This window comes from Pseudomonas sp. PDM04 (genome assembly GCF_014851765.1).
In the GTDB taxonomy this organism is placed as follows: domain Bacteria; phylum Pseudomonadota; class Gammaproteobacteria; order Pseudomonadales; family Pseudomonadaceae; genus Aquipseudomonas.
This window is the reverse complement of record NZ_JACVAI010000003.1, coordinates 450,463-476,183: the sequence shown is the minus strand read 5'-3', so window position 1 is coordinate 476,183 and position 25,721 is coordinate 450,463. Positions and strand designations below refer to the sequence as shown.

At 61.2% G+C, this 25,721-nt stretch carries 25 protein-coding genes; 7 read left to right on the top strand and 18 right to left on the bottom strand.

Annotation, left to right across the window (positions count from 1 at the left end; all coding sequences use genetic code 11):
- Positions 1–105 precede the first annotated feature (105 nt).
- On the top strand, positions 106–528 hold the full coding sequence (locus IB249_RS14155) for a GNAT family N-acetyltransferase (protein ID WP_192305662.1): 423 nt from the start codon (positions 106–108) through the stop codon (positions 526–528).
- Between the two features lie 47 nt (positions 529–575).
- Here IB249_RS14155 and def read toward each other — a convergent pair whose 3' ends face one another.
- From def to IB249_RS14140, 3 genes are all read right to left on the bottom strand, one after another.
- Positions 576–1,115 carry a peptide deformylase gene (gene def, locus IB249_RS14150; RefSeq protein WP_192305660.1) on the bottom strand — a complete coding sequence of 180 codons (540 nt, stop codon included), beginning with the start codon at positions 1,113–1,115 and terminating at the stop codon, positions 576–578.
- A complete protein-coding gene (locus IB249_RS14145; protein ID WP_192305658.1) occupies positions 1,112–2,068 on the bottom strand; it encodes a YihY/virulence factor BrkB family protein in 957 nt (318 codons plus the stop codon). Before IB249_RS14145 ends, def begins: the two co-directional genes overlap by 4 nt.
- A 163-nt stretch (positions 2,069–2,231) precedes the next feature.
- On the bottom strand, positions 2,232–2,423 hold the full coding sequence (locus tag IB249_RS14140) for a CsbD family protein (protein WP_075945392.1): 192 nt from the start codon (positions 2,421–2,423) through the stop codon (positions 2,232–2,234).
- A gap of 201 nt (positions 2,424–2,624) precedes the next feature.
- On the opposite strand from IB249_RS14140, the gene IB249_RS14135 reads away from it, so the two are divergent.
- Positions 2,625–3,002, top strand: coding sequence for a hypothetical protein (locus IB249_RS14135; RefSeq protein WP_192305656.1), 378 nt, complete (start codon positions 2,625–2,627; stop codon positions 3,000–3,002).
- A 92-nt stretch (positions 3,003–3,094) separates the two neighbouring features.
- Here IB249_RS14135 and fadD1 read toward each other — a convergent pair whose 3' ends face one another.
- Together fadD1 and fadD2 are read right to left on the bottom strand one after the other, a co-directional pair.
- Positions 3,095–4,795, bottom strand: a complete 1,701-nt coding sequence (gene fadD1, locus IB249_RS14130; RefSeq protein ID WP_192305654.1) for a long-chain-fatty-acid--CoA ligase FadD1 — start codon at positions 4,793–4,795, stop codon at positions 3,095–3,097.
- Positions 4,796–5,122: 327 nt separating this feature from the next.
- Positions 5,123–6,811 (bottom strand): long-chain-fatty-acid--CoA ligase FadD2, encoded by a 1,689-nt coding sequence (fadD2, locus tag IB249_RS14125; protein ID WP_192305652.1) that lies wholly within the window; start codon positions 6,809–6,811, stop codon positions 5,123–5,125.
- 238 nt (positions 6,812–7,049) lie between these two features.
- Between fadD2 and IB249_RS14120 the strand changes: the two genes are divergently transcribed.
- On the top strand, positions 7,050–7,994 hold the full coding sequence (locus IB249_RS14120) for an alpha/beta hydrolase (protein WP_192305650.1): 945 nt from the start codon (positions 7,050–7,052) through the stop codon (positions 7,992–7,994).
- A 43-nt stretch (positions 7,995–8,037) separates the two neighbouring features.
- On the top strand, positions 8,038–8,508 hold the full coding sequence (locus IB249_RS14115; RefSeq protein WP_020295762.1) for a MaoC family dehydratase: 471 nt from the start codon (positions 8,038–8,040) through the stop codon (positions 8,506–8,508).
- Between the two features lie 125 nt (positions 8,509–8,633).
- On the opposite strand, the gene IB249_RS14110 is transcribed toward IB249_RS14115, so the two are convergent.
- Positions 8,634–9,101 (bottom strand): ferritin-like domain-containing protein, encoded by a 468-nt coding sequence (locus IB249_RS14110; protein ID WP_192305648.1) that lies wholly within the window; start codon positions 9,099–9,101, stop codon positions 8,634–8,636.
- A gap of 201 nt (positions 9,102–9,302) precedes the next feature.
- On the opposite strand from IB249_RS14110, the gene IB249_RS14105 reads away from it, so the two are divergent.
- Together IB249_RS14105 and IB249_RS14100 are read left to right on the top strand one after the other, a co-directional pair.
- Complete coding sequence (locus IB249_RS14105; protein ID WP_003213031.1) at positions 9,303–9,539, top strand: DUF3820 family protein; 237 nt, start codon at positions 9,303–9,305, stop codon at positions 9,537–9,539.
- A gap of 9 nt (positions 9,540–9,548) precedes the next feature.
- On the top strand, positions 9,549–10,730 hold the full coding sequence (locus IB249_RS14100; protein WP_192305646.1) for an aminotransferase class V-fold PLP-dependent enzyme: 1,182 nt from the start codon (positions 9,549–9,551) through the stop codon (positions 10,728–10,730).
- A 205-nt stretch (positions 10,731–10,935) separates the two neighbouring features.
- Here the strand turns inward: IB249_RS14100 and IB249_RS14095 are convergent, their stop codons facing one another.
- The 3 genes from IB249_RS14095 to zwf are packed head-to-tail and all read right to left on the bottom strand — an operon-like array spanning position 10,936 to position 13,788.
- Positions 10,936–11,601, bottom strand: a complete 666-nt coding sequence (locus IB249_RS14095; protein WP_192305644.1) for a bifunctional 4-hydroxy-2-oxoglutarate aldolase/2-dehydro-3-deoxy-phosphogluconate aldolase — start codon at positions 11,599–11,601, stop codon at positions 10,936–10,938.
- A 17-nt stretch (positions 11,602–11,618) separates the two neighbouring features.
- Positions 11,619–12,332, bottom strand: coding sequence for a 6-phosphogluconolactonase (gene pgl, locus IB249_RS14090; RefSeq protein ID WP_192305642.1), 714 nt, complete (start codon positions 12,330–12,332; stop codon positions 11,619–11,621).
- Positions 12,319–13,788, bottom strand: a complete 1,470-nt coding sequence (gene zwf / locus IB249_RS14085) for a glucose-6-phosphate dehydrogenase (protein ID WP_192305640.1) — start codon at positions 13,786–13,788, stop codon at positions 12,319–12,321. The genes pgl and zwf overlap by 14 nt, the downstream gene beginning before the upstream one ends.
- Before the next feature lie 225 nt (positions 13,789–14,013).
- Here zwf and IB249_RS14080 point away from each other — a divergent pair, with 225 nt between their 5' ends.
- Positions 14,014–14,874, top strand: coding sequence for a MurR/RpiR family transcriptional regulator (locus tag IB249_RS14080; RefSeq protein WP_191623047.1), 861 nt, complete (start codon positions 14,014–14,016; stop codon positions 14,872–14,874).
- Between the two features lie 132 nt (positions 14,875–15,006).
- Here IB249_RS14080 and IB249_RS14075 read toward each other — a convergent pair whose 3' ends face one another.
- The 9 genes from IB249_RS14075 to IB249_RS14035 all read right to left on the bottom strand — a co-directional run bounded on the left by IB249_RS14075 (position 15,007) and on the right by IB249_RS14035 (position 25,629).
- Positions 15,007–15,861 (bottom strand): D-hexose-6-phosphate mutarotase, encoded by an 855-nt coding sequence (locus tag IB249_RS14075; protein ID WP_192305638.1) that lies wholly within the window; start codon positions 15,859–15,861, stop codon positions 15,007–15,009.
- Positions 15,862–15,977: 116 nt separating this feature from the next.
- Positions 15,978–17,324, bottom strand: coding sequence for a carbohydrate porin (locus IB249_RS14070; RefSeq protein ID WP_192305636.1), 1,347 nt, complete (start codon positions 17,322–17,324; stop codon positions 15,978–15,980).
- A 130-nt stretch (positions 17,325–17,454) separates the two neighbouring features.
- Positions 17,455–18,615 carry an ABC transporter ATP-binding protein gene (locus tag IB249_RS14065; RefSeq protein ID WP_192305634.1) on the bottom strand — a complete coding sequence of 387 codons (1,161 nt, stop codon included), beginning with the start codon at positions 18,613–18,615 and terminating at the stop codon, positions 17,455–17,457.
- Positions 18,616–18,619: 4 nt separating this feature from the next.
- Positions 18,620–19,465 (bottom strand): carbohydrate ABC transporter permease, encoded by an 846-nt coding sequence (locus IB249_RS14060; protein ID WP_192305632.1) that lies wholly within the window; start codon positions 19,463–19,465, stop codon positions 18,620–18,622.
- Positions 19,458–20,366 carry a carbohydrate ABC transporter permease gene (locus tag IB249_RS14055; RefSeq protein WP_192305630.1) on the bottom strand — a complete coding sequence of 303 codons (909 nt, stop codon included), beginning with the start codon at positions 20,364–20,366 and terminating at the stop codon, positions 19,458–19,460. The genes IB249_RS14060 and IB249_RS14055 overlap by 8 nt, the downstream gene beginning before the upstream one ends.
- Before the next feature lie 155 nt (positions 20,367–20,521).
- Positions 20,522–21,814, bottom strand: coding sequence for an ABC transporter substrate-binding protein (locus tag IB249_RS14050; RefSeq protein WP_192305628.1), 1,293 nt, complete (start codon positions 21,812–21,814; stop codon positions 20,522–20,524).
- A 118-nt stretch (positions 21,815–21,932) separates the two neighbouring features.
- On the bottom strand, positions 21,933–23,192 hold the full coding sequence (locus tag IB249_RS14045) for an AGE family epimerase/isomerase (RefSeq protein ID WP_192305626.1): 1,260 nt from the start codon (positions 23,190–23,192) through the stop codon (positions 21,933–21,935).
- 246 nt (positions 23,193–23,438) lie between these two features.
- A complete protein-coding gene (locus tag IB249_RS14040; RefSeq protein ID WP_192305623.1) occupies positions 23,439–24,908 on the bottom strand; it encodes an ATP-binding protein in 1,470 nt (489 codons plus the stop codon).
- Positions 24,898–25,629 carry a response regulator gene (locus IB249_RS14035; RefSeq protein WP_192305621.1) on the bottom strand — a complete coding sequence of 244 codons (732 nt, stop codon included), beginning with the start codon at positions 25,627–25,629 and terminating at the stop codon, positions 24,898–24,900. The genes IB249_RS14040 and IB249_RS14035 overlap by 11 nt, the downstream gene beginning before the upstream one ends.
- Positions 25,630–25,721: the final 92 nt, after the last annotated feature.

Sequence of the window (25,721 nt, the reverse complement as noted above, 5' to 3'; positions counted from 1 at the left end):
ATGATACTGACTCCACTCATACGGGATGTACGATCAGGTATACACCTATCCCCGGCCACGCGTTCTTTTATAATTGCCGGCCTTGCCCAGCGACAGATCCGCGCCATGCCCGAAACCCGGTACACCCAGCTCGACGAGCCGTCATGGCCGTTGATGAACAAGTTTTATCGCGCCCACCAATCGTCGATGAAAGCGGTCCGCGAGGCTCGCCTCTGGGTCGCCCGGCGCGAGCAGATCATCGGTGCGCTGTGCCTGCGACCGGTGTCGGGGGGACATTGGTTGACGGGATTGTTCATCGACCCGAGCTGCCGCAACCAAGGGGTGGCGGCGGCGCTGATCGGCGCAGCGGTCGAAGGCCTCGAACAACCGGTGTGGTTGTTCTGTCATCCGGACCTGCGCGGTTTCTACGAGCGTTGCGGCTTCGGGTTCGACCCGCAGATGCCTTACGCGATGGTCGAACGGCTTAGTCGTTACGCACGCAGCAAGCCGATGATTGCGATGGGGTTGGAGCCGTTCGGGAAGGCTTGAAGAGCCCTTTGTGAGAGCGCGCGGGCTCACTCCCACAAGGACCTGGATCAATCGTCAGCGTTGGGATCGAGATCGGGAAACATCACTTCGGTAAAGCCGAACTTGCTGAAATCGGTGATCCGCGACGGGTACAACCGGCCGATCAGGTGATCGCATTCGTGCTGCACCACCCGCGCATGAAAGCCTTCGGCGATGCGCACGATCGGTTCGCCCTTGGGGTCGAAACCTTCATAACGGATCTGCTGGTAACGGTCCACCGCGCCCCGCAGGCCGGGCACCGACAGGCAACCTTCGAACCCCTCCTCCATCACCGGGCTCAACGGGGTGATCAGCGGGTTGATCAGGATGGTCTGCGGCACGGCCTCGGCATCGGGGTAGCGTTCGCTGTGCTCGAAACCGAAGATCACCAGTTGCAGGTCGACGCCGATCTGCGGTGCGGCCAGGCCGACCCCGCCAACGCTTTCCATGGTCTGGAACATGTCGTCGATCAGTTGCCACAGTTCCGGGCTGTCGAACATCTGCGCCGGGACCGGTGGCGCGATGCGCAGCAGGCGCTCGTCGCCCATTTTCAGGATTTCACGGATCATTGGATGGCTTCGTCAGTGTTCGGTTTGATCGAGTGGTCCCGACCCAGTCCCGAAACGTGTTGTTTGGGGGTTTCGTCGAGCTCGCCGGGGACCTTTTCGCCAGGGTCCTTGCCTTCGCTGGACATGTGCTCGATCACCGCATTCATCTCCGCGCCGAGCAACAACACCGCCGAGGAAATATAGAAATACAGCAACAGCACGATGATCGCACCGATACTGCCATACATGGCGTTGTAGTTGGCGAAGGTCTTGACGTAGAACGCGAATCCCAGGGACGCGATGATCCATACCACCACCGCCAGCACCGACCCCGGGGTGATGAAGCGAAACTCCTGGCGCACGTCCGGCATGACGTAATAGATCAGCGCGACAGCGATCATCATCAGCACCACGATCACCGGCCAGCGGGCAACGGTCCAGACCGTGACGATGAAGTCTTCCAGCCCGACCTGCGCGGCAATCCAGCCCATCACCTGCGGCCCGAGCACCATCAACGCAGCGGCGACCAGCAACATGCCGGCGATACCGATGGTGTAGAAGATCGACAGGGGAAAACGCTTCCACAGCGGACGACCTTCCACCACATCGTAGGCGGCGTTCATCGCGCTCATCATCAGGCGCACGCCGGCCGAGGCCGTGTACAGCGCAATGACGATACCGACCGAGAGCAAGCCACCCTTGGATTGCTGGAGCTGGTCGATCACCGGGTTCACCTGTTCCAGTGCCTGGGGCGGCAGGACCAGTTCCGATTGCAGGCGCAGCCACGAGAAAAAGTCCGGCAGGTGCAGGAAACCGATCAGGGCGATCAGGAACAGGATGAAGGGAAACAGCGAAAACAGCATTTGATAGGCCAGCGCCGAGGCGTAGGTCGACATCTCGTCGTCGACGAACTCCTTGATCGTGCGCACCATCACTCGGTGGAGGGGCAAGCCTTTCATGTCGGGGAAAATCATGAGCGTCTCCTTTCGCCGCAAATCGCTTGAAGTCGTGGCGACTCAGGGGCCGTTTTCTACCATCAAATTAGCCTACTTGGCGATTTTGATCTTGTTCAAGTAAAGGCCGACGCAAAAACGGCCATCCGCGGATGGCCGTTTCGGTCGTGCGTCAAAGGCTGGATCACGCCTTGTCGACACCTTTTTTCACCGCATCCTTGGCTTTGCCGACCGCTTGCTGCGCTTCGCCTTTCTTTTCCTGCACCACGCCCTCGGCGCGCATCTTGTCGTTGCCGGTAGCCTTGCCAACGCCTTGCTTGACGTTGCCGACGGCTTCGTTGGCCATGCCTTTTACTTTATCGCCAGTGCTGCCCATGGTAGTTCTCCTGTGAACAATTGAACGCATTGAGTCGTTACACAAGGATTGACCGGAGGGGTTTGTGCAGAGTTTCATTTATTTTGCCCAACGACATTTGATCGCCGGCTGCAGGTTGGGCTTTATGTTTGCCGGCCAACCCCCGAGAATGCGCAACGTATTCAGGCCATGGCGCTGAAGATCCAACCCCGTAGGAATGTTATGAAACTCGATAAAAAGCAGGCCATTGCCCGCAGAAACCAGGAACTTGGCGGAGCTGTGCTGGGCGTCAACAACTGCCACTTCACCGAATTGAACCGCAATCGCAACATCTGGTGGTTCGATATTCCGGTGTCGCGCCTGGCCGTGGGTCAGTACGAATGGATTCACCTGCTGATGCACACCCCGGCCACCGACGAACTGCTGCACCTGAAGGTGCCGACCGTGTTCCTGCGCGAGAAGCTGGAAGGGCTGGTGGTGCGTAACGAAGGCAAGCGCAAGGCAGCGCTGAGCCTGGAATTGAGCGCAGACAAGGATTCATTCCTGCAGGACATGCGCCCATCCGGGACCAACGTCAACTTCGCGCCGTTTCGCCAATAAGAACCGGCCTGTGGGAGCGAGCGCGCCCACAGGACACCGAGGTTTCCGGACGGCCAACAAAAAGCCCCGCATCGGCGGGGCTTTTTGTTGGATTACGCGATGGCTTTCTTCGCGTTGATCTTCTTCAGCTCTTCATCGCGCAACTCTCGACGCAGGATCTTGCCGACGTTGGTGGTCGGCAGTGCATCGCGGAACTCGACCGAGCGCGGAACCTTGTAGCCAGTGACGTTCGCCCGCATGTGCTCCATCACCTGCTCCTTGGTCAGGGTCACGCCCGGCTTGGCGACGATGAAGATCTTGATCGCCTCACCCGATTTCTCGTCCGGTACGCCGATGGCCGCGCATTGCAGCACGCCCGGCAGGGTCGCCAGCACGTCTTCGAGCTCGTTGGGGTAAACGTTGAAACCGGAGACCAGGATCATGTCTTTCTTGCGATCGACGATGCGCATGTAGCCGTCAGGCTGGATCACCGCAATGTCGCCGGTCTTCAGCCAGCCTTCACTGTCGAGCATCTCATCGGTGGCTTCCTGACGCTGCCAGTAGCCCTTCATCACCTGCGGGCCTTTCACGCACAGCTCGCCAATTTCACCCAACGGCAGTTCCACGCCGGCATCGTCGATGACTTTGCACAAGGTCGAGGGCACCGGAATGCCGATGGTGCCGATCTGGATGTTCTGGATCGGGTTCACCGTGGCCACCGGGCTGGTTTCGGTCATGCCGTAACCTTCGCAGATGGCGCAGCCGGTGACCGCTTTCCAGCGTTCGGCGGCGGCCAGTTGCAGGGCCATGCCGCCGGACAGGGTGACTTTCAGCGCCGAGAAATCCAGCTTGCGGAAGCCTTCGTTGTTGCACAGGGCGACGAACAGGGTGTTCAGGCCGACAAAGCCGCTGAACTTCCACTTCGACAGTTCCTTGACCATGGCGGTCAGGTCACGCGGATTGCTGATGAGGATGTTGTGGTTGCCGATCAGCATCATCGCCATGCAATGAAAGGTGAAGGCATAGATGTGGTACAGCGGCAGCGGCGTGATCAGGATCTCGCAACCTTCATTGAGGTTGGAGCCCATCAGCGCCTTGCATTGCAGCATGTTCGCCACCAGGTTGCGGTGGGTCAGCATCGCGCCCTTTGCCACGCCCGTGGTGCCGCCGGTGTATTGCAGCACCGCCACGTCACCGCTGGCCGGGCTGGCTTCCGCCACAGGCTGGCCCTGGCCCTTGCTCAGCACGTCATTGAACTTGATGGCCTTGGGCAAGTGATACGCCGGGACCATCTTCTTCACGTACTTGATGACGCTGTTGATCAGCAGGCGCTTGAGCGGCGGCAGCAGGTCGGCCACTTCGGTGACAATGACGTGCTTGACGCCGGTCTTTGGCACGACCGTCTCGGCCAGGTGCGCCATGTTGGCCAGGCACACCAGGGCCTTGGCACCGGAATCGTTGAACTGGTGTTCCATCTCCCGCGCGGTGTACAGCGGGTTGGTGTTGACCACGATCAGCCCGGCGCGGATGGCCCCGAACACGGCGACCGGGTATTGCAGGACGTTGGGCAATTGCACGGCGATTCGATCGCCCGGCTGCAAGTCGGTATGCTGTTGCAGGTAAGCGGCAAAGGCACCGGACAATTCGTACAGTTCACCGTAGGTGATTGTCTTGCCCAGGTTGCTGAAAGCCGGCTTGTCGGCGAAGCGTTGGCAGGACTGCTTCAACACTGCCTGAATATTCGGGTATTCGTCCGGATTGATGTCGGCAGCAATCCCGGCAGGGTACTTATCCTTCCAGAAGTCTTCGATCATGCAAGCCCACTCCTCAGCAACGCGAATTCAAATACCGCATTTGATGCGATTATTATTGGTGTTGATTGTTGGTGAATCCGGCCGTTTTTGAAGGCCAGGAGGTCACAAAGCGCGCCGAGATTAGCAGCTTTGCCAAGGGCCGACTAGAGCCAAACGTGGCCCCTACAGTCATTTTAGTGACTCAAGAATAACAGGCGGTCATTTTAGAGCAAAGAGCCTATAAAACCCTGAAGGCCCCGAAATTCGGGGCCTTCACAACAAGATAGCGAGCAGGCTCGCTCCCACAGACGAGACGTGATCTGTGGGAACGACGCGTCCATTCATCGCTTACGCAATATCCCGCAGCTCCCGCCGCAGAATCTTGCCCACCGGCGTCATGGGCAACGACTCGCGCAACACGATGTGCTTGGGCACCTTGTACGCCGTGAAGTTTTCCTTGCAGTAAGCCTTCAGCTCTTCGAGGCTCACGCCCGACTCACGCGCCACCACGAACAGCTTCACCGCCTCGCCGGAGCGCTCGTCCGGTACCCCGATGACCGCACAATTGGCGACTTTCGGGTGGGCCATCACCACGTCTTCGATTTCGTTCGGGTACACGTTGAAACCCGAGACGATGATCATGTCTTTCTTGCGATCGACGATGCGCACGAAACCGTCCGGGTCGATCACCCCGATATCGCCGGACTTGAACCAACCCTCGGCGTCCAGCACCTCGGCGGTGGCATCGGGCTTCTGCCAGTACCCCTTCATGATCTGCGGGCCCTTGATGCACAGCTCGCCGCGTTCGCCCAACGGCTGCTCGACGCCCTCATCGTTGATGATTTTCAGCGTGGTGCCTGGCACCGGCAGGCCGACGGTGCCGATCCGCGACTTGTCGCCGTAGGGGTTGGTGCACGCCACCGGCGAGGTTTCGGTCAGGCCGTAGCCTTCGGTGATGCGGCAACCGGTCAGTTGCTCCCAGCGCTCGGCGGTGGCCTTGACCAGCGCGGTGCCACCGGAGTTGGTCAGCTTGAGGCTGGAGAAATCCAGGGTCTTGAAATCCGGATGGTCCATCAGCGCGACGAACAGGGTGTTGAGCCCCAGCAGGCACGAAAATCGCCAGTTCTTCAGCTCCTTGATGAAAGCGCCGATGTCCCGTGGATTGGTGATCAGCACGTTGTGGTTGCCGGTCACCATCATGCACATGCAATTCGCCGTGAAGGCATAGATGTGGTACAGCGGCAGCGGCGCGATCATCACCTCCTGCCCTTCGCGCAACAGCGGCTGGCCATCGTCGCCATACTGCCCGAGGCAGCCCCGCGCCTGTTGCATGTTGGCCACCAGGTTGCCGTGGGTCAGCATTGCGCCCTTGGCCAGGCCGGTGGTGCCGCCGGTGTATTGCAGCACGGCGATGTCGTCGAGGCCGACGTTCAGCGGCTTGATGCCCTGGCCACGGCCCAGGCGCAGGGCGCTCTTGAAGGAAATGGCCTGGGGCAACTGATAGTCCGGAACCATTTTCTTGACCTTGCGCACCAGGGTGTTGACCAGCCAGCCTTTGGCGGCGGGCATCATGTCGCCCATCTTCGCTTCGATCAGGTACTGCAGATCGGTGTCGGCCAGCACTTCCTGGACCTTCTGCCCGAACATGTTGAGGTAGACCAGCGCACGGGCACCGGAGTCCTTGAACTGGTGGCGCATTTCCCGTGCGGTGTACAGCGGATTGGTGTTGACTACGATCAGCCCGGCGCGCATCGCACCGAACACGGCAATCGGGTATTGCAGGACGTTGGGCATCTGCACCGCAATGCGATCCCCCGGCTCCAGGTCGGTGTGGGCTTGCAGGTAACCGGCGAACGCCGCGCTCTGGCGTTCGAGTTCGGCGTAGGTCAGGGTCACGCCCATGTTGCTGAAGGCCGGGCGGTCCGCAAATTTCTTGCAGGAACGCTCGAACACCTCGATCACCGACTTGTAGGCTCCTTGATCGATGTCCAGGGGCACGCCGGCCGGGCGTTTGTCATTCCAGAAATCAGGTTGCATTGTTCTTGTCCTCTTTACCTGAACCTATCCGGGGCCGCTTTTGTGTCCTTGCTTTCCCATCCCTTGGAACAGAAAGCAAAAAGCGGAGCTTCACGGACACTAGCAGCTATGGCCAATCAGGCAAATATGGCAACAACCGACATTGATCGTATGAATCTTGGTGCCTTGGTGTGGGCTGATCGGACGGCGGGCGAAGGATGCGCTATACAATGCAACGTGCCCATGCAAAGGAATCGCCATGATCCACGACACCTTCTGGCTGACCGCGAGTGACCGCAGCCGCCTGTTCGTCAACCAGTGGTTGCCGGACACGTCGTTGAAAGCCGTGATCCTGCTGGCCCATGGCATGGCAGAACACAGCGCTCGTTATGCCCGTCTGGCGCAGGAATGTTGTACTCAGGGCTACGGCGTGTATGCGCCGGACCAGCGGGGGCATGGCAGAACGGCCGACGGCGGGACCCTCGGTCACTTCGCCGACGACGATGGCTGGTGCAAGGTGGTCGGCGACCTGGCCAGCCTCAACCAGCACATCGGCCAACAGCACCCCGGGGTGCCCATCGTGTTGCTTGGCCACAGCATGGGCAGCTACATCGCCCAGGCTTATCTGCTGCACCACAGCGCCAGCCTGCACGGCGCGGTACTCAGCGGCTCGAACTTCCAGCCCGTGGCGCTTTATCGCGCGGCGCGCCAGATCGCTCGCCTCGAACGCCTGCGCCAAGGGCCGAAAGGCCGCAGCGCCTTGATCGAATGGTTGTCGTTCGGTTCGTTCAACCAGAAATTCAAACCGGCGCGAACGCCCTTCGACTGGCTCAGCCGCGACCCCGCTGAAGTCGACAAGTACGCCAACGACCCGCTTTGCGGCTTTCGCTGCACCAACCAATTGTGGATCGACCTGCTCGGCGGCTTGCAGCAGATCAGTAAAGCGTCCAATCTCGCGCAGATCGATCCGGGCCTGCCATTGCTGGTGATCGGCGGAGAATGTGATCCGGTGAGTGAAGGCAAGCGTCTGAAGGATCTGGCCGACGCACTGCGCGCCGCCGGCTGCCAGAACCTGCAATTGAAGATTTACCCGCAGGCCCGGCACGAACTGTTCAACGAGTGCAATCGCGATGAAGTGACGGCCGATGTACTGGGCTGGATTGCCCACGCCCTCAGCCACCGCCGCCCGCCCAGATCCGAATAGTTGTTTTTTGTGTTTTTTTATTTGTTACAGGAATTCAAAACCGATGACCCAGGTGACCAACACTCCTTATGAAGCCCTCGAAGTCGGGCAGACCGCCAGCTACAGCAAGACGGTCGAAGAGCGTGACATTCAATTGTTCGCCGCGATGTCCGGGGACCACAACCCGGTGCACCTGGACGCCGAGTTCGCTGCCGCCACCATGTTCAAGGAGCGCATCGCCCACGGCATGTTCAGCGGCGCCTTGATCAGCGCGGCCGTGGCCTGCGAGTTGCCTGGCCCGGGGACGATCTACATCGGCCAGCAGATGAGCTTCCAGAAGCCGGTGAAGATCGGCGACACCTTGACGGTGCGCCTGGAGATTCTCGAGAAGCTGCCAAAGTTTCGCGTGCGCATCGCCACCCGCGTGTTCAATCAGCGTGATGAACTGGTGGTGGATGGCGAGGCGGAAATCCTCGCACCGCGCAAGCAACAGACAGTGACGCTGCCGACCCTGCCGGCGATCAGCATCGGCTGATTTTCAGCGCAAAAAAAAGTGGGAGCGAGCCTGCTCGCGATGGCGCCAGGTCATTCAACAGTGCTGTTGAATGAGAGGCCGCTTTCGCCAGCAGGCTTGCTCCCACAGTTGGTTACACGCTTGGATTACGAACGTGCGCGAGCCTGGTTACGCAGGGCCTTGACCTGATCGTGGTTACGTTGCACGCCGTGGTACTGACGTTCAACCAGATCACGAATGCCCACCAGGTTGTGTTTGTTGATCTTCTCGATGGCTTCACGGTAAGCCTTCAGCGCGTGGTCTTCACCGCGTTCGGCTTCGTTCAGCACAGCCTCTTCATCCTTGCCGGTGAACATCGCTTTCACATCGACCCAACGACGATGCAGGTCGCCGCTGACGCTGGTCGAGGTTTCCGGATCGCCACCCAGCGAACGTACGGCCGCTTGCAGTTCCGAAGCCGCAGTCGCGCAATCGGCGGAACGCTGGGTGAACAGCGTTTTGAGTTCCGGATGCTTGATGTCTTCAGCGCAGGTCTTGAACCCTTCCTGACCGTCCTTGCTGGTTTCGATCAGATCATTGAGCACAGAGATCGCTTCTTTATTCATGTCGGTCATTTTCAATTCCTCACGGGTTGATGAAAGATGCAATAGCTATTGCAGCCGACATGCCAGCTTTCACATTGCAATTTACTCCTTTATTTTCAATAGCTTAGACTTTGAGCGGAAATCTGTATCCGCTTTTTTTGCATGATCTGTCATTTGGCCTGCATGCAGAATGCCTGTATTTTTCAAGTGGCCAATCAAGACGAGCCACCGATGAACCCTGAAAAGCTGGAACTGCTGATTACCCGCGAAATGCCCTTTGGCAAATACAAGGGTCGCATCATTGCCGACCTGCCCGGTCCCTACCTCAACTGGTTCGCCCGGGAAGGCTTTCCCCATGGCGAATTGGGCGGGCTGCTGGCCCTGATGCAGGAAATCGATCACAACGGTCTGTCGGAGTTGCTCGAGCCGTTACGTGCCAAACATGGCAAACCCGCCCCTCGCCACTGAGTTGTCCTTATGCCCGATAACACCCGCCGCGCCCGTGATGAACTGTTCTGGAAAACCTTCGCCGATCGCTACGCCGTCGAGTCCGGTCCGGTCAATCTGGAAAACGGCTACTTCGGCCGCATGTCGCGCACGGTGGTCGAGGAGTACCAGCGCAACATCGAACTGATCAACCGCAGCAACTCGGTGTATGTGCGCCAGCGCTTCGAAAAGGCCGACGGCGTGAGGATCCGCACCCGGCTCGCCGAGTTGATCGACGTGCCGGTGGACAGCGTTGCCTTTACCCGCAACGCCTCGGACGCCCTGCAGTCGCTGATCCGCAATTACAATCGCCTGCAACCGGGCGACCAAGTGCTGATCTGCGACCTGGAGTACGACACGGTCAAGGGCGCGATGCGTTGGCTGGCACGCCATCGCGGTGTCGAAGTGATCGAGATCGAGCACACGCACCCCGCCAGCTTCGACAGCCTGCTGGAGACCTATCGCGACGCCTTTGCGCGTCATCCCAGACTCAAGCTGATGGCGCTGACCCACGTCACCCACCGCACCGGGCTGGTGATGCCGGTACAGGCGATCGCCGCTGCCGCCAGGGAGCATGGCGTCGATGTGATCCTGGACGGCGCCCATGCCCTCGGGCAGATCGAGTTCGACCTCGCTGAACTGGGCATCGAGTTCGCCGGGTTCAACCTGCACAAGTGGATCGGCGCGCCGCTGACCCTGGGCTTCATCTACATCGCCCCCCATCGCCTGGCCGACATCGACCCGGACATGGGCGAAATGCATTTCCCGGTCACCGACATTCTAGGGCGCACACCCTACAGCACCCCCAACATTCCGGCGCTGCTGACCCTGCCGCTGGTGTTCGAGGAACACAGGGCCATGGGCGGAGCCGCCGCCAAGGGCACCCGACTCAACTACCTGCGCGACCTGTGGGTCCGCGCGGTGCGCGAGCTGCCGGGCATCGAGGTCCTGACCCCGGACGATCCCCGACTGTATTGCGGCATCACCTCGTTGCGCTTCACCGCGCAGGTCGATCAACAGACGATGGTCGAGCGACTGCTCAACGACTTCAACCTGTTCACCTTGGTCCGTAGCGGGGCGGCCTGTGGCCCGTGCATTCGAATCACGCCGGGGCTGACCACGACGGCCGAGCATATGAGGCAGTTGGTTGCGGCGTTGACACAGCTGAGCTGATGCCCTCTCCCTGTTGGAGCTAGCTTGCTCGCGAGGAAGGTCCAGACACCGCTGGCCTCCTGACAAACCGCGTCACCGCTGACGACTCTCGCGAGCAGGCTCGCGCCTACCGGCGCGCGACGGTGGCTTTCTGGCGGGCAAAAAAAAGGTGCGCCGACCAAGCGCACCCAAAAGCCGTAGAACACACAACGAAGTGTCGGGTCGATCAGTCCAGCAGCGCCAAGGCCTCGGCGGTGCATTCCTGAATGCGGGCCCAGTCGCCGTTCTTGATCCACTCGGGATCCAGCATCCAGCTACCGCCCACGCACATGACGTTTTTCAACGCCATGTAGCTCTTGATGTTGGCCGGGCCGACGCCGCCGGTCGGGCAGAATTTCACCTCGCCGAACGGGCCGCCGAGGGCCTTGATGGCTGCGACGCCACCGCTGACTTCCGCCGGGAACAGCTTGAAGCGGCGATAGCCCAGGCCATAGCCTTCCATGATGCCCGACGCGTTGCTGATGCCCGGCAGCAGCGGAATCGGGCTGTCGACGCTGGCTTCCAGCAGGTCACGAGTAATGCCCGGGGTCACGATGAATTGCGAACCGGCCGCTTCGGCAGCCGCCAGCATCTGCCGATCGAGCACGGTACCGGCACCGGTCACCAGCTCCGGACGCTGCTCGCGCAGGATCTGGATCGCCTTGAGGCCGAACTGCGAACGCAGGGTCACTTCCAGGGCGGTCAGGCCACCGGCGGCCAGGGCATCGGCCAGCGGCAGGACGTCCTGTTCACGAGCGATGGTGATCACCGGCAGGATCCGCGCCTTGGCGGCGAGGCTGTCGATCAGGGCAACTTTATCCGCCATGGAAACGGTCGGGGATGGGTTTGTCATAGCGGCTGTTCCTTGGCTCATGGGCACCAGTAAATCTCTAACGTAGGTTGCAGAAATGCGCGAATCGGCAGTGCGGCGACATCGTCACCGGCCAGTGCGGTGTTCAGGGTGGTCAGCTTGGACTGACCGGAAATCGACAGAATCTTGTGTTTGGCCGATGCCAGCAGCGCACGACTCATGGTCAGGCGTTGATGCGGCACGGTCGGCGCCAGCATCGGATAGCATCGACGCGTGCCGTCGGCCTTCAAGGCCTCGGCGAGGTTCGGGCTGTTGGGGAACAGCGACGCCGTATGCCCGTCGTCGCCCATGCCCAGCACCAGCACGTCGATCACCGGCAATTCGGAGAGCAACCGGTCGGCGTGCTCGGCGGCCTGTTCCAGATTGGCGCTGGCGCTGTACAGGCTGAGGAATTGCGCCTTGGCTGCCGGCCCCTGCAACAGGTATTTCTTGAGCAGACCGGCATTGCTGTCGGCGTGCTCCACCGGCACCCAGCGCTCGTCCGCCAGGCTGACCACGACGTTAGACCAGTCCAGCGCCTGCTTGGCCAAATGCTGGAAAAACGCCACGGGACTGCGACCGCCGGAGACCACCAGCGTCGCGGTGCCCTGAGTGTCGATCGCCGCACTCAATTGCTTGGCCACGTTCAGCGCCAGGCTCTCGGCCAACAGCACCGGGCTCTTGAACGCATGGGCGCTGACGCCCTGCGGCAGTTTCAAATCAGATATCGCCATACCACGACCTCCCGTCCCGCGTGATCAGTGCAATGGAGCTCATTGGCCCCCAGGACCCGGCCGCGTACGGCTTGGGCGCATCGCCGGACTTTTTCCAGCCGGCGATCAACTGGTCACACCACTTCCACGCGGCTTCGATTTCATCTTTGCGGACAAACAGGTTCTGATTGCCGCGCATCACTTCCAGCAACAATCGCTCGTAGGCATCGGGAATCCGTGCGCTGCGCCAGGTGTCGGAAAAATTCAGTTGCAGCGGACCGCTGCGCAGTTGCATGCCCTTGTCCAGGCCCTGGTCCTTGGTCATCACCCGCAGGGAAATGCCTTCGTCCGGTTGCAGGCGGATAATCAGCTTGTTACTGATCTGCAGACGCTGTTCCGGCGCAAAGATGTAGTGCGACGGTTCCTTGAAATGGATGACGATCTGCGACAGCTTCTGCGGCATGCGCTTGCCGGTGCGCAGGTAGAACGGCACGCCGGCCCAGCGCCAGTTACGGATGTCGGCACGCAGGGCGACGAAGGTTTCGGTGTCGCTCTGGGTGTTGGAATTGGGCTCTTCAAGATAGCCCGGCACCGGTTTGCCTTCGCTGTAACCGGCGATGTACTGGCCGCGAACCACCTGCGTGGTCAGGCCTTCCGGACTGATCGGCGCCAGGGCCTTGAGCACTTTGACTTTCTCGTCACGGATGCTGTCGGCGGACAGGTCGGCCGGCGGGTCCATGGCGATCAGGCAGAGCAGCTGCAGCAGGTGATTCTGGATCATGTCCCGCAATTGGCCGGCCTTGTCGAAGTAGCCCCAGCGGCCTTCGATCCCGACTTTCTCGGCCACGGTGATTTCCACGTGGGAGATGTAGTTCTGGTTCCACTGGGTTTCGAACAGGCTGTTGGCGAAACGCAGGGCGATCAGGTTCTGGACGGTCTCTTTGCCCAGATAGTGGTCGATGCGGTACGTGCGGTTCTCCGGGAAGAACTGCGCCACGGCGTCATTGACCGTGCGCGAGGATTCGAGGTCCGAGCCGATGGGTTTTTCCAGCACCACACGGGTGTTTTCCGCCAGGCCGACCTTGGCCAGGTTCTCGCAGATCGCACCGTAGACGGCGGCCGGCGTGGCGAAGTAGGCAATCAGTCGCTGGGTGGTGCCGGCCAGTTCGGCCAGGGCCACGTAATCTTCGGACTTGAGGAAATCGACATGCAGATAGGTCAGGCGCGCCAGGAAACGTTCGACCACTGCTTCGTCCAGCTCTTTGGCACCGACATATCGGCGCAGCTCGGAAGCGATGAACGTCAGGTGCTCCTGCTCGCTGCCGGGCTCACGGGCCAGCGCGATGATGCGCGTGTCCTCGTGCAGCAGGCCGGCGCCATCGAGCTGATACAGGGCAGGAAACAGCTTGCGCAAGGCCAGGTCGCCAAGGGCGCCGAACAGGGCGAAGGTGCACGGTTCAACCGTAATCGAAGGCATGATGTTTGTTCTTTTATCAAGTTAAGCTACAAATACCTTTTTTCAAGGCATCACTCAAGGGAAAATGTAGTAATAACCACAACATTTCCGCAAAATACAGATTCCGAGTGGTGGTCGGTCGGAGCCATCAGTAGGATAGGCCACCGTTACGGGCCCCATCAAAGGCCCTTTTTGCATAGCCGTGCGCTTATCCGCGCAGGTGTCAAGGATGCTTATATGGACCGCGTGCGAAATTTACTGGAGCAGATCCAGAATCGCCTTGAAGAGCTGAACAAGGCCGAGCGCAAAGTCGCCGAGGTGATCCTGCTCAACCCACAGCAGGCCACCCGGTTCAGCATTGCCGCCCTCGCCCAGGCCGCTTCGGTCAGTGAACCGACGGTCAACCGCTTCTGCCGTTCGTTCGGCGTCAGCGGTTACCCGGAACTCAAGTTGCAGCTGGCCCAGAGCCTGGCCAGCGGCGCCGCGTACGTCAGCCGCGCAGTGGAAGCCGACGACAACCCGGAAGCCTATACCAAGAAGATTTTCGGCAGTGCCATTGCCTCCCTGGACAGCGCTCTGCAAGCCCTGGACCCGAGCCTGATCAGCCGCGCCGTCGACCTGTTGATCCAGGCCCGGCAGATCCACTTCTTCGGCCTCGGCGCCTCCGCGCCGGTGGCACTGGATGCGCAGCACAAGTTCTTCCGTTTCAACCTGGCCGTCACGGCCCATGCCGACGTGCTGATGCAGCGCATGATTGCCTCGGTGGCGCACACCGGTGAACTGTTCGTGATCATTTCCTACACCGGCCGCACCCGCGAACTGGTGGAAGTGGCGCGTATCGCCCGGGAAAACGGCGCTTCGGTGCTGGGCCTGACCGCCGAAAACTCACCGCTGGCCAAGGCCAGTACCTTGAGCCTGAACATTCCGCTGCCTGAAGACACCGACATCTACATGCCGATGACCTCGCGGATCATTCAACTGACGGTGCTGGACGTACTGGCCACCGGCATGACCCTGCGCCGTGGCGTGGATTTCCAGCCGCATTTGCGCAAGATCAAGGAAAGCCTGAATGCGAGCCGGTATCCGGTGGGGGATGAGTTCAACTGATCCAGAATCTGCAGTGGCAGATCCTCCGCCATCGCGAGCAGGCTCGCTCCCACAGTGATCGCGTCGAGCACAAAACCTGTGGGAGCGAGCCTGCTCGCGATGAAGCCAGATGCGACACCACAGTCCCGGCGCCTAAACCCCCACCCGCGCCTGCAAACTCAAGTGCGCCCGCTCTCCAGGCTTGAGGCAAAGGCTATCGGTGCCACCGCTGGCGGCTTCCACGCAGACAAACTCCGACACCTCGTCCCAGCTCACCCCCAGCAACGGCCGCGAGCCGGGATGCCAGACCACCGTATCGGCGGTTTCGCCGGTATCGATGCACAATTCGCGCTGCCAGGCATGGTCCTTGAGCTGCAATTCACCCTCGTGCTGGAACACCCGCTGACAGCCGCCCTCCACCCGTAACTCGCCTTCCTGCTGGCAAACCTGACGGTTGAGCTGGTCGTAACCCTGCGCGCCTTCGAGCCCAGACAGCGCTACCTCACCGACGTCGCCAATACGCCAATAGGCGTGCAACGCCTGACTCAACTGGCACGGCAGGCTGTCCTGATGCTCGGTGCTCAGGCGCAATTCCATGCGCTCGCCCAGGTGCGCATGCAGGTCCACCTGCCAGTCACACAACTCCAGGCGCCAGTGCAGGCGCACACCGTCGTCGTCATGGCGGCTGTCGAGCAGCTTCCAGTCAAGCAAGCGGGCCCAGCCATGGGACGGCCAGGCGTTTTCGCTCGGATGCCGGCCGTACCACGGCCAGCACACCGGCACGCCACCGCGAATGGCGCCCACGTGTGGCCATCTCGCCGCGCACCAGAGCCAGGGTTTCTGCCCCCTGGGCTGAAAGTGCAGCAATTGCGCGCCTTGCCGGCTGAACACCGCCTGACACAGCGGGTGATCGATCACCAGCACATCGCGCTTCTGATAGCGCTCCCAGGCGAACACCGGACGTTCGCGCAAGGATTTGAAGAAGCGTTGTAGCGGATGCTCATGCATGTGCCACGGTCCTGAAATTCATCTGCCACCGGGGTGCGCCGCCCTCCCAAAAAAAAGCGGACAGCCTGGGCCGTCCGCAAAAATGCGCACATAGAGAGGAGCTTATCGCAACAGCGTTAGAACACCGACTGAATTTTCAGACCGGCGACCAGCGCGTTGTCGACTTCATCCACACCGCCTGGGTGAGTGATGTATTGCAGGTTGGGACGCACGGTCAGCCAGTTGGTCACATGGAAGCCGTAGTTGATTTCGTAGTTGTATTCGGTGTCGCGCAGGGGCGAGAACAACGGGTCCTGGTAATCGCCGACACCATTGGCAGCGTTGACCAGCTCGGCGTTCTTCTTCACGTCATCGTTGACATGGATACGGGCGAAACCGATACCGACGTCATCCTTCGGACGCGCATCGAACGGGCCCTTGTACACCAGCATCAGCGACTGGTAGTTGTCGACGATGTTGGTGTCCTTGTCGTGGAAGGTTGCGTTGGCGGAAAGGGTCAGACCGCGCGACGCGTCACCGTTGTGGCTGGTGAGTTGTTGCTGCGCCACGAACCAGTAGCCGGACTTGCTGCTGTGGCTGCGATAGGCATTGCCGCTGGTGGCCGCGTCATCACCGTTCACGTCTTCACGAACGTCATCGGCCTTGGCCGTGCTCTTGTAGTAACCGACACGGTATTCGCCCGGCAGATTGCCTGGGTTAGGCAACCACACCAGTTCCACCGGCAGCACGGTGCCCTTGGTACCGCTGCCGCTGAGCTTGAAGCCGTTGCCGTGTTCCAGTTGCGACGGGTTCTGGTTATAGGCGCCGATCTGCGCATAGAACTCCGGCGAGATGTTGTACTTCACGCGGATGGCCGCCTGGCTGACCGGCCAGTTGTACCAGATGTTGGTGGCCCAGTTACCCACCTGGGAACCGCAGAACGCCAGGTTCTGGAATTCGCACGGGAAGGTGTTGAAGTCTTCGCCTTCACCGAAGTAACCGGCCTTGACGTCCAGCTTGCCATCGAGGAACTGGTGCTTGATCCACAGTTGGGTCAGGCGAACCATGTGGCCACGGCCGTAGACTTCCTGGGACGAACTCAGGGTGCCGGCACGCGGGTCGCCCACGCGGTCGTTGGAGATGTTTTCGCCGTTACGGTTGGTCAGCTGGATCTTCGCCTGGGTGTTATCCCAGCCCCAGAGCTTTTGCAGATCCAGGGCGACGCCGAGGCCAAACTGGTCGGAGTAACGCGCCGTCTTGTCGTTGTTGTAGCCGCCGTGCAGGTTGCCACCGACTTCACCGACGTAATCCATTTTGATGTCGATACCCTGCTCGATCAGGCGGGTCCGCTCACCACCCCAGTCACCGGTCATCCATTCGGAGTCGGCGGCAAACGCGTCAGCCGCCTGGACGCTACCGGCCAGCATCATTGCCGCAACTGCCGATAACTGGCAGATCAACTGGGCGTTGTTGTTCTTCTTCATCCCTACATTCCTCGTTTTATTGTTATTAACTTTTGTTTAACGCGGTTACAGCGGTTGTGGCGGACGACAGGCCGCCCGTCACGGATTTCCCCCTGGTGGGAGCGAGCAGGCCCGCTCCCGCACGTGTTCTTCAGCGGCCCTTGAATTGAGCGACGTTCGCCGCGTGGTTCCCGACCTTCGGCACACCGGCCTCGCCGAGGCGTTCCCCGGTCTTCGCATCAAACAGCAGCACTTTCGAGGGGTCGAACTGCAGGGTCAGGGTCTCGCCCACCTGCGGCGCAACATCCGGCGCCAGGCGGCAGCAGACCTTGGTCTCGTTGAGATTGACGAACACCAGGGTGTCGGGTCCGGTCGGTTCGGTGACTTGCACCTCGGCGCGAATGGTCGGCAATCCATTGCCGTCGCTGGTCGCCAGTGCGATCTGCTCCGGGCGGATACCAAGGATCACTTCGCGGTTTTCGAGACCGGCGTCCTGCGTGCCCAGCGGCAATTCGCAGCGCGCCTGGCCGCTGTCGAGCAGCGCCAGCAGACGGCCGTCCTTGCGTTGCAGGCGCAGGGGGATGAAGTTCATCGGCGGCGAACCGATGAAGCTCGCCACGAACAGGTTGGCCGGGTTGTTGTAGATGTCCTTCGGCGTGCCGAACTGCTGGATGATGCCGTCCTTCATCACCGCCACCTTGTCGCCCAGGGTCATCGCTTCGATCTGGTCGTGGGTCACGTAGACCGTGGTGGTTTTCAGGCGCTGGTGCATCAGTTTCATTTCGGTGCGCATCTCGACCCGCAGCTTGGCATCGAGGTTGGACAGCGGTTCGTCGAACAGGTAGATCTTCGGCCGCCGCGCCAGGGCACGGCCCATCGCCACGCGCTGCTGCTGGCCACCGGAGAGCTGGCCGGGCTTGCGGCCCAGCAGGTGCTCGATCTGCAACAGCTTGGCGACACGGGCGACTTCCTCGTCGATTTCGGCGGTCGGCATCTTGCGGATCTTCAGGCCGAACGCGATGTTGTCGCGCACGCTCATGGTCGGGTACAGCGCGTAGGACTGAAACACCATGGCAATGTCCCGGTCTTTCGGGCTCATGCCGCTGATGTCGGCGTCGTCCACCAGGATCGCCCCGCCGCTGATGGTTTCCAGGCCGGCGATGCAGTTCATCAGCGTGGATTTGCCGCAACCCGAGGGGCCGACCAGGATCAGGAATTCCCCGTCGTCGATCTTCAGCTCGATGTTTTTCAGGGTGTCCGGCAAACCGGCGCCATAGGTCTTGTTGACGTTGCGTAATTCGAGAGTTGCCATGTTTCTACCCCTTGACCGCGCCGGACGTCAGCCCACGCAGGAAATACTTGCCAGCGAATATGTAGACCAGCAGTGTCGGCAGCCCGGCGATCATCGCGGCCGCCATATCAACGTTGTATTCCTTGGCCCCGGTGCTGGTGTTGACCAGGTTGTTCAGGGCCACGGTGATTGGCTGGGCATCGCCACTGGCGAACACCACGCCGAACAGGAAATCGTTCCAGATCTGGGTGAACTGCCAGATCAGGCAGACCATGACGATCGGGATCGACATCGGCAGCAGGATCTTCCAGAAGATGGTGAAGAAGCCCGCGCCATCCAGGCGCGCGGCCTTGACCAGCGCATCCGGAACGCTCACGTAGTAGTTGCGGAAGAACAGCGTGGTAAACGCCAGGCCGTAGACCACGTGCACCAGCACCAGGCCGGTGGTGGTGTTGGCCAGGCCGAACTTGCCCAGGGTGAACGAGGCCGGCAGCAGCACGGTCTGGAACGGCAGGAAGCAACCGAACAGCAGCAGGCCGAAGAACAGTTGCGAGCCGCGGAAACGCCACATCGACAGTACGTAGCCGTTCATTGCGCCAATGAAGGTCGAGATCAGCACGGCCGGCACGGTGATTTTCACCGAGTTCCAGAAGTAGCCGCCGACCACGTCCCAGGCCTTGACCCAGCCGATGCCGTCGATCACCGCCGGCCAGCTCAGCAGGTTGCCGGTGCGAATGTCTTCCGGGGTCTTGAAACTGGTCAGCAGCATCACCACCAGCGGGATCAGGTACACCGCCGCCGCCAGCAGCAAGGTGGCGTAGATGGCGATGCGGCTGAAGCTGAGCGCCGGTTTGCCGAGTTGATTAGTCATGGCGCTTGCCTCGCAGCTCGGAGTACAGGTACGGCACGAGAATGGTCAGCACGGCACCGAGCATCAGCATGGCGCTGGCCGACCCGATGCCCATCTGTCCTCGGCTGAAGGTGAAGGAATACATGAACATCGCCGGCAGGTCGGACGAGTAGCCCGGACCGCCCGCCGTCATCGCCGCGACCAGGTCGAAGCTCTTGATCGCGATGTGCGCGAGGATCATGAAGGCACTGAAGAACACCGGGCGCAGGCTCGGCAACACGATCTTCAGGTAGATGGTCGGCAGGCTCGCGCCGTCGACTTGCGCGGCACGGATGATCGACTGATCGACGCCGCGCAGGCCGGCGAGGAACATCGCCATCACAAAGCCCGAGGCTTGCCACACGGCGGCGATCACCAGGCAATAGACCACGCGATCCTGATCCACCAGCCAATCCAGACGGAAGCCTTCCCAGCCCCAGTCACGCAGCATCTTGTCCAGGCCCAGGCCCGGGTTGAGCAGCCATTTCCACGCGGTACCGGTGACGATCATCGACAGTGCCATCGGGTACAGGTAGACGGTACGAATGAAGCCTTCCTTGCGAATGCGCTGGTCCAGCAGCACGGCGAGGAACACGCCGAGGATCAGGCTGATGCCGATGAACATGCCGCCGAAGAGCGCGAGGTTCTTGCTCGCGACCCACCAGCGGTCGTTGTCCATCAGGCGCATGTATTGCTGCAGGCCGACCCACTTGTAGCTCGGCATGAAGCTGGAATTGGTGAAGGACAGAATGAACGTCCAGATGATGTAACCGTAGAAACCAACCAGCACGATCAGCATGCTCGGCGCCAGTACCAACTTGGGCAACCAGCGCTGCAGCGCATCGAACGGTGAGGCTTTGCTGAAAACCGCCACAGAGCTCATCGGGATAATCCAGGTGAAGAAGTAAGGATCGCAGGAGCCCCCGTGTGGGAGCGAGCCTGCTCGCGTTAGCGGTGTACCGGCCGACATCGAGATGGATGTCAGTCAGCTATCGCGAGCAGGCTCGCTCCCACAGGGGAATCCACGCAGGGATATGATTACTGCGCCGCTTTGACCGCCGAAGCCAATTGCGCGCTGGCCTTGGCCGGGTCGGCGTCCTTGTCGTTCATGAAGTTGGTGACCACGTCGAAGATCGCGCCTTGCACGGCCAGGGAAGTGGCCATGTTGTGCGCCATGCTCGGTTGCAGGCCGCCGGTCTTGTCATCCGCCAGGAAGTCCTTGGCCGCGGTTTGCGCGCAGGCGTCGAAGCCGAGCTTGTCCATCTCGTTCAGCATGTCGGTGCGGACCGGAATCGATCCCTTGTTGATGCTGAAGACTTTCTGGAAGTCGGTGCCCAACGCGACCTTGGCCAGGTCCTGTTGCGCGGCGATGTCACCCTTGCGATCGGCCTTGAGCTTGAACACGGCCAGCGAATCGATGTTGTAGGTGAAGGATTTGTCGGTGCCCGGGAAGGCCACGCACTGATAGTCCTTGCCGGCGACTTTCTTCGCCGCCGTCCATTCGCTCTTGGCCCAGTCACCCATCATCTGCATGCCGGCCTTGCCGTTGATGACGTCGGCGGCAGCGATGTTCCAGTCACGACCGGCACGGTTCGGGTCCATGTAGGTGGTGATTTTCTTCAGCTCGGTGAACGCCTTGGTCATGTCGGCGCCCGCCAGGGTTTTCTGGTCGAGGTCCACCAGGGCTTTCTTGTAACCGTCGGCGCCCATGACCGAGAGCACCACGTCTTCGAACACGGTGCTGTCCTGCCACGGCTGGCCGCCGTGGGCGAGCGCGATGAAGCCGGCGGCCTTGAGCTTGTCGCCAGCGGCATAGAATTCTTCGAGGGTGGTCGGGGCTTTGTCGATCCCGGCTTTCTTGAACACTTGCGGGTTGATCCACAGCCAGTTGACGCGGTGGATGTTCACCGGCACGGCCACGTAGTCGCCTTCGTATTTGACGGTGTCGGAGACTTTCTTCGACAACAGGCCATCCCAGTTTTCAGCCTTGGCGACATCCTTGAGGGTGTCGGTGCTGAGCAGGCCGGTGCTGCCCCACTCCTGGATGTCCGGGCCCTTGATCTGGGCAACGCCTGGCGGGTTACCGGCCACGGCACGGCTCTTGAGCACGGTCATGGCGGTGGAACCGCCGCCCCCGGCAACTGCGCCGTCCTTCCAGGTGAAACCGTCTTTTTCGACTTGGGCCTTGAGCACATCGACCGCTGCCTTTTCGCCACCGGACGTCCACCAGTGAACGACTTCCACGGAACCTTTGGAAGCGTCGGCAAGGGCACTGAGGGGAAACAGGGAGGCGATAGAAATGACAGTAGCGAGGCGAGAAATCGCATTCATCTAGAAGTACCTTTCTTGTTGTTATGCATTGCAAGTCTGGTGCTTGCGCTGCATGGGATTTTAAACAGGAGCGTTCCCCTCGCAGGTAACGAAGGGACGCGTGAATGTCACCGCATGGTTACATGGAAATGCTCTGGGACAACCCTGCCAGGGCACTGGCCATGCTCGGCGCCAGCGGCAGGCGCGGGATCAGCACGGCTTGCCAGGCGTGATACAGATCGGGCTTGCCCGCCCAGATATCGGCACTGGGCCGGTTCTGCGGGTTGAGTTCATGGTGCCAGCTGCCGTCTTCGCGATCGATGAAATACTGATCGCAAAATGCCCAGAACCGTCGGTACCAGGCTTCGTACTGCGCCTCGCCCGTGCGCTTGAACAACGCGCTGGCAGCGGCGCTGGCTTCGCAATGGGTCCAGTGCAGGCGGTGACGCACCACCGCCCGATTGTCCCAGTCGAGGGTGTAGACGATCCCCGGCAAGCCGTCGATGTTCCAGCCGTGGCGGCAGTTGTGTTCGAAGAGTTGTTGCGCGTCGCTGACCAGCCAACCCGGCGTCAGCATGCCGGCCTGCACGCGCGCGGCTTCGAGGTGCAGCACCAGCCGCGCCCATTCGAAACCATGGCCCGGCGTGGTGCCGTAAGGACGGAAGCCGTCGGCAGGGTTATCGTGGTTGTACTCGCGCAAGGGTTGCCAGTCGCGATCGAAATGCTCGACCACCAAGTAACCATTGGCCGCGGCATGGCCATGGATCACGCGCTCGACGATGCGCTGCGCACGACTCAACCAGCGCTGTTCACCCGTGACATCGGCCAGGGCGAGGAATGCCTCGGTGGCGTGCATGTTGCTGTTGGCGCCGCGATACGCTTCTTCGTCACGCCAGTCGCGACTGAAGGATTCGCGCATCGCGCCCTCCTCCTCGCTCCAGAAATGCGTGTCGATGATCTGCATCGCATCATCGAGCAGGGCCTGTGCGCCGGGGCGCTGCGCGACCACGGCGGAGCTGGCGGCGAGGGCCACGAAGGCGTGCAGGTAAGCGGCCTTGCCGGTGTTGCCATCGGCGTGATGGGCGCTGGCGAACCAGCCGCCGTGCACGGCATCCTTCAACGCACCGCTGAGCGCCTGGACGCCGTGATCGACCAGCTCGGCAAACCCCGGCAGACCTTGAATATGCGCCATGGCGAAGCTGTGGGTCATGCGCGCGGTGTTCATCGTTTCGGCCTGGGCATTGGCCGGCAGCCGGCCCTTTTCATCCAGGTTGCCGAAACCTTCGGGCAGTTTCGACGCCTTGGCAAACGCCAGCAGGCGCAAGCCTTCGGCGGCGAGCCATGGCTGATGGGCCGGTGCGTCCAGCCAATTGCCGGGAACGGGTGGAGTGGTGTGCATGGGCGGCCTTTCTTGTTGTTATGACTGGAGGGCAGTCTAAACAACGGGCGCCGGCGGGCTTGTAACGAAGGGGGTGGGTTATGTCACTGAATGGTGACATTCAGCCTTGCGTGAATGTGTTGACTGGTCTGACGCCATCGCGAGCAGGCTCGCTCCCACAGGGTCCTGTGTCGTTCACAAAATCCATGAACACACGAGAAACCTGTGGGAGCGAGCCTGCTCGCGATGGGGGCGACTCGGTCCTGGCTAGTCAGCATTGCGCGGCAACTGCAGCGTCACCCTCAACCCGCCCTCACGCAGGTTCTGCAGGCTGACCTCGCCACCATGGCTGTGGGCAATGTTGCGGGCGATCCCCAACCCCAATCCATAACCCTGTTGCTGCCCGGACAGGCGGAAGTGGGGTTCGAACACCTGTTCCAGCCGCTGCTCCGGCACGCCCGGCCCTTCGTCATCGACATGCAGGACAAAGGCGTTCTCGTCGTCATCGATATGCAGGTGCGCGTTCTGCCCGTACTTCAAAGCGTTGTCGATCAGATTGCCGATGCAGCGCTTGAGTGCCAGGGGTTTTCCGGGATAGGCCGCCAGCGCCCGGCCATCCTGGGTCACGCGACCATTGCCTTGGGGTGCCAGATACGGTTCGACCAGGCAGTCGAGCACATGATTGAGGTCCACCGGCTCGATGTTTTCGTGGATGTCGGTGTCTTTCACGCATTGCAGCGCGCCTTTGACCAGCAGCTCCAGTTCATCCAGATCACGGCCGAACTTGGCTTGCAGCTTCTCGTCTTCGAGCAGCTCGACGCGCAGGCGCAAGCGGGTGATCGGCGTGCGCAGGTCGTGGGAAATCGCGCTGAACAATTGGCTGCGTTCGGTGAGGTAACGGCTGATGCGCTCGCGCATGGCGTTGAACGCACGACCCACTTCCACCACTTCACTGCCGCCGCCCTGTGCCACCGGCTCGACGTCCGCCCCCAGCGACATTTCCCGCGCCGCCCGTGCCAGGCGCTTGAGCGGCCGGCTTTGCCAGTGCACCAGCAGGCCGATGAACAGCAGGAGAAAACCGCTGGTGAGGACAATGAACCACACTTGCTGGGCCGGCAGGCCCTGCTCTTCCAGGCTGGTGTAGGGCTCGGGCAACAGCGAGGCGATGTACAGCCATTCACCCGGCGCCATCTGGATCTGCGTGACCAGCACCGGTGGGTTCACCGGCTCCAGGGTCAGCGCGTAATGCGCCCAGGAGCGTGGCAACTCATCGAGCTTCAGACCGCCGTTGAAGATGCGCAGATCCTCGGGACTGACGAACGACACCGAGATGTCCGTGTCCTGACCAAGGGACTGGCGCAACACGCCATCCACGGCCTTCATCACCGCCAGCTTGCGCGGCGTGATCGGCAGCACTTGCATGCCCAGGGGTTTGTCGTTGAGGGTCACCACGAACCGCGTGCCGCCCATGCTGCGCAACTGGTCGAGCACCAGCGGGCGATAGGCCACGGGCAAAGAGCGCAGGTAACTGACACTGGCCGTCATCGAATGCGCCAGGCTGCGGGCACTGGTGACCAGGCCCTCCAATTGCGTGGCGCGCAACTGCGAGACCCAGATCACACTCGACAACGCCTGGGCGAACAACACCGCCAGCAGTGTCAGCAGGAGCATCCGCCCGAGCAGCGAGCGCGGGACCGGTACTTTGCTGGCCAGCTTGCGGAAGAACTCAGTGACCATTGCTGGCAACCACATTGGCCGCCAGCTGGTAGCCACTGCCGCGCACGGTACGGATCAGCCGCGGCGGTTTTTCGGTATCGCGCAGGCGTTGACGCAGACGGCTGACCGCCATGTCGACGATGCGATCCAGCGGCATCAGGTCGCGACCCCGGGTGGCATTGCCGATGGTGTCGCGGTCGAGGATTTCCTGAGGGTGATCGAGGAACAGTTTCAGCAGGGCGAAATCGGCGCCGGAGAGAATCACTTCCTCGCCGTCGGTGTGGAACAGCCGATGGCTGACCATGTCCAGTCGCCAGTCGTCGAAGGCCAGCACTTCACCGCCGGAACGCTCCTGCCCGAACTGCGCGCGACGCAGCAAAGCCTTGATGCGCGCCTGCAATTCACGGGGACTGAAGGGTTTGCCCAGGTAATCGTCGGCGCCCAGTTCCAGGCCGATGACCCGGTCGGCTTCGTCGGAACTGGCCGTGAGCATGATGATCGGCACCTGCGCCTGGCGCGGGTGCTGGCGAACCCAGCGGCAGAGGCTGAAGCCGTCTTCGTCGGGCAGCATCACATCGAGGATGACCAGGTCGCTCGGCGCCTCGTTCAAGGCCTGGCGAAAACCGGCGCCGTCGGGCGTGGTACGCACCTGGAAACCGGCACGGGTCAGGTAGGTGTCCAGCAACTCGCGTATCTCTTGATCGTCATCGACCAACAATATCGACTTGTTGACTGAGCTCACGGGGGCGGCGTCCTTGTTGTTTGAAATTGGGGCGGATTATGCCTCAAGCGCTGGATATGCAAACACCACATGATCCATGTGGGAGCGGGCTT

Bases quoted from the DNA above. Each gene is read 5' to 3' on its own strand.
- IB249_RS14095 (WP_192305644.1), bottom strand. From the start codon at position 11,601: ATGACAAACCCATCCCCGACCGTTTCCATGGCGGATAAAGTTGCCCTG.
- IB249_RS14050 (WP_192305628.1), bottom strand. From the start codon at position 21,814: ATGAATGCGATTTCTCGCCTCGCTACTGTCATTTCTATCGCCTCCCTG.
- IB249_RS14155 (WP_192305662.1), top strand. From the start codon at position 106: ATGCCCGAAACCCGGTACACCCAGCTCGACGAGCCGTCATGGCCGTTG.
- IB249_RS14135 (WP_192305656.1), top strand. From the start codon at position 2,625: ATGAAACTCGATAAAAAGCAGGCCATTGCCCGCAGAAACCAGGAACTT.
- IB249_RS14045 (WP_192305626.1), bottom strand. From the start codon at position 23,192: ATGCACACCACTCCACCCGTTCCCGGCAATTGGCTGGACGCACCGGCC.
- IB249_RS14075 (WP_192305638.1), bottom strand. From the start codon at position 15,861: ATGCATGAGCATCCGCTACAACGCTTCTTCAAATCCTTGCGCGAACGT.
- IB249_RS14060 (WP_192305632.1), bottom strand. From the start codon at position 19,465: ATGACTAATCAACTCGGCAAACCGGCGCTCAGCTTCAGCCGCATCGCC.
- fadD1 (WP_192305654.1), bottom strand. From the start codon at position 4,795: ATGATCGAAGACTTCTGGAAGGATAAGTACCCTGCCGGGATTGCTGCC.
- IB249_RS14070 (WP_192305636.1), bottom strand. From the start codon at position 17,324: ATGAAGAAGAACAACAACGCCCAGTTGATCTGCCAGTTATCGGCAGTT.
- IB249_RS14055 (WP_192305630.1), bottom strand. From the start codon at position 20,366: ATGAGCTCTGTGGCGGTTTTCAGCAAAGCCTCACCGTTCGATGCGCTG.
- pgl (WP_192305642.1), bottom strand. From the start codon at position 12,332: ATGGCGATATCTGATTTGAAACTGCCGCAGGGCGTCAGCGCCCATGCG.
- IB249_RS14145 (WP_192305658.1), bottom strand. From the start codon at position 2,068: ATGATTTTCCCCGACATGAAAGGCTTGCCCCTCCACCGAGTGATGGTG.
- IB249_RS14110 (WP_192305648.1), bottom strand. From the start codon at position 9,101: ATGACCGACATGAATAAAGAAGCGATCTCTGTGCTCAATGATCTGATC.
- IB249_RS14100 (WP_192305646.1), top strand. From the start codon at position 9,549: ATGCCCGATAACACCCGCCGCGCCCGTGATGAACTGTTCTGGAAAACC.
- zwf (WP_192305640.1), bottom strand. From the start codon at position 13,788: ATGCCTTCGATTACGGTTGAACCGTGCACCTTCGCCCTGTTCGGCGCC.
- fadD2 (WP_192305652.1), bottom strand. From the start codon at position 6,811: ATGCAACCTGATTTCTGGAATGACAAACGCCCGGCCGGCGTGCCCCTG.
- def (WP_192305660.1), bottom strand. From the start codon at position 1,115: ATGATCCGTGAAATCCTGAAAATGGGCGACGAGCGCCTGCTGCGCATC.
- IB249_RS14065 (WP_192305634.1), bottom strand. From the start codon at position 18,615: ATGGCAACTCTCGAATTACGCAACGTCAACAAGACCTATGGCGCCGGT.
- IB249_RS14040 (WP_192305623.1), bottom strand. From the start codon at position 24,908: ATGGTCACTGAGTTCTTCCGCAAGCTGGCCAGCAAAGTACCGGTCCCG.
- IB249_RS14105 (WP_003213031.1), top strand. From the start codon at position 9,303: ATGAACCCTGAAAAGCTGGAACTGCTGATTACCCGCGAAATGCCCTTT.
- IB249_RS14140 (WP_075945392.1), bottom strand. From the start codon at position 2,423: ATGGGCAGCACTGGCGATAAAGTAAAAGGCATGGCCAACGAAGCCGTC.
- IB249_RS14115 (WP_020295762.1), top strand. From the start codon at position 8,038: ATGACCCAGGTGACCAACACTCCTTATGAAGCCCTCGAAGTCGGGCAG.
- IB249_RS14120 (WP_192305650.1), top strand. From the start codon at position 7,050: ATGATCCACGACACCTTCTGGCTGACCGCGAGTGACCGCAGCCGCCTG.